Genomic DNA, 2588 nt, shown 5'->3' with positions numbered 1-2588 from the left:
GAAGGTCGATTCGCTGGCCACATAGCGGCCTTCATCGGCCAGCGCAGGCACGATGCGCGCAGGCGGCTGGTCCGCAAAGCGCGGCTCGTTGGCAATGCGCAGCACCTCGGCGCGCTCGGCTTGGCTGAGCGCATGGCTTGGCCTGGGTCGCTGCGCCTGGGGGCGAGCGTCACAGCGGATGGAGCCGTCGGCTATTGTCCAGCGCTGCAGCGTGCGCAGCGTGATGCCGGCCGTCTCGCAGGCCTTGTACAGACTGGCGCCATCGCGGTGCGCTTGCCCGATCAGTTCCACCAGATGTCGGCGGTCTTGCAGCGGGATCATGCGTCCTCGCCCCCCGGCAAGACCGCCTCGAGCTTTTTTGAGAGCACCAGCAATGCCGCGGTCTCTGCCAACGCCTTGTCCTTGCGGCGCAGATCGCGCTCGAGTTGTTTGATGCGGCGCTGCTGGGCCTTGGCTTGGGCCGGGCTGCTGCGCTCGCTGGCTGTGCTGCCCAGTGCCTCGGTGGCCGCCTGGCGCCACTCGATGAGCTGCTGCGGGTACACGCCGTTGGCGCGGCACCAGGCATTGCGTTGCTGTTCATCCATGGCCGCCGTCGTCAGCAACGCCTCAAAACGGGCTGCAGGCGTCCAGGCCTGGGCAGCGGCCGGCGGCGACAACGCCGCATCGCGCCACTTCTGCAGCGTCTGCACGCTCACACCAAATTCCCGCGCCACGTCTGTCAGCGAAGCGCTCTCAGGCGGCAGCAACCGCGCCACAGCACGGTCCTTGAATGCTTGTCCGTATCTGGCCAACTTGTTCTTCCATCATCGCCCCCAGGTTCAGAGTTCTATGCGGGCGACATCTATTCTGACGCGGGGGGGTCCCTTCAGTGCGCACCGCCCACTGCGGCAAGGGGCGGTGACATAATCACTGCGTGCAACGCCAAAAGCTCCCCATCGGCATCCAGACCCTGCGCGAGATCCGCGAGGAGGGCTACTACTACGTCGACAAGACGGCGTTTGCGCACCGGCTGGCTGCCAGTGGCAAGTACTACTTCCTCTCGCGCCCGCGCCGCTTTGGCAAAAGCCTCTTTCTCGACACGCTGGCCGAGCTCTTCGCCGGCAACGAGCCGCTCTTTCGCGGCCTGTTCGTACACGACAAGTGGGACTGGAGCCGCAAGCACCCGGTGATCCGCTTGAGCTTTGGCGGTGGGCGGCTGCACGACGGGCGGGGGCTGGACGAACACATCCACGCCCTGCTCGATGACAACGCGCAGCGCCTGGGGGTGGAGCTACCCCCACCGCCGCAAGACGTGCACCTGCGCTTCAAGCGCCTGATCGAGCGCGCGGTCGCGCACCATGGCCAGCGTGCCGTGGTGCTGGTCGATGAATACGACAAACCGATCCTGGACAACTTGAGCGACCCCGAAGTGGCACGAACCCTGCGCGAGGGGCTGCGCAATCTGTACTCGGTGATCAAAGACAGCGACGCGCACATCCGCTTTGCGTTTCTGACCGGCGTGTCCAAAATCAGCAAGGTCTCGATCTTCTCAGGGCTGAACAACCTCAACGACATCACGGTCGATGCGGCCTACTCGGCCATTTGTGGCTACACCGAGACTGATCTCGATACGGTCTTCGCACCGGAGCTGCAGGGGCTGGACCGGCAAGCCATTCGCGACTGGTACAACGGCTACAACTGGCTGGGCGAGGCGGTCTACAACCCGTTCGACCTGCTGCTGCTGTTTGACAAACGCGAATTCCGCCCCTACTGGTTCGAGACCGGCACGCCGACCTTTTTGGTCGAGTGGCTGCGCCGCCACCGCACCTTCACGCCCAAGCTCGAGCGCCTGTTTGCCACCGACGAACTGCTGTCGGCCTTTGATGTGGAGCACATGCGCGCGGAGGCCCTGCTGTGGCAGACGGGTTATTTGACGTTTGCCGAGCGCCTAAGCGGCCCCGGCCTGCCCGAGTATTACCTGCGACTGCCCAACCAGGAAGTGCGTACGGCGCTCAACCACGCGCTGTTGCACGCCTGGTTGCCCCCGGATGGAGACTGGGCCGCCGGGGTGCGGTTCCTGCGCGAAGCGCTGCAGCGCGCCGATGCCAGCGCCCTGCGCCACCACTTGGAAAGCCTCTACGCCGCCATCCCGCACGACTGGTACCGCAACAACCCCATCACGCAGTACGAGGGCTACTGGGCCAGCGTCTTCTACAGCCACTTGGCCGCGCTGGGCCTGGAGCTGATTGCCGAAGACGTCACCAACCAGGGCTGCATCGACCTCACCGTGAAACTCCCTGAGCGCATCTATCTGTTCGAGTTCAAGGTGGTGCCCGACCAGGCCACCGGGCAGGCGCTGGCGCAGCTGCGGGCCAAGGCTTATGCGGACAAATACCGCGCCGATGGCCGGCCGCTGCATCTGGTCGGCATCGAGTTCAGCCGCCAGCAGCGCAATGTGGTGGGGTTCGAGGTCGAGACGCGCTAGGGCCTGTTAACACTACGTGCTAACATACTGCGCATGGAACTTACGCCTGCGCAATTCGCGCGTATCGAGGATTGCCTGCCGCGGCAGCGGGGCAATGTGTCGCTGGACAACCTTCAAGTGCTCA

General features: G+C 64.8%; 1 protein-coding gene and 1 pseudogene. One reads left to right on the top strand and one right to left on the bottom strand.

The window, feature by feature from the left end; genetic code table 11:
* A pseudogene (locus Taqua_RS13640) lies at positions 1 to 791 on the bottom strand (transposase); the annotation flags it as partial.
* A 122-nt stretch (positions 792 to 913) separates the two neighbouring features.
* Between Taqua_RS13640 and Taqua_RS12830 the strand changes: the two are divergent.
* Complete coding sequence (locus Taqua_RS12830) at positions 914 to 2464, top strand: ATP-binding protein (RefSeq protein WP_144326966.1); 1551 nt, start codon at positions 914 to 916, stop codon at positions 2462 to 2464.
* Positions 2465 to 2588 lie beyond the last annotated feature (124 nt).

Source organism: Tepidimonas aquatica (assembly GCF_007556585.1).
GTDB classification, from domain to species: domain Bacteria; phylum Pseudomonadota; class Gammaproteobacteria; order Burkholderiales; family Burkholderiaceae_C; genus Tepidimonas; species Tepidimonas aquatica.
Note: the sequence above shows the minus strand (reverse complement) of the source record. Positions and strands in the feature narration are given on the sequence as shown.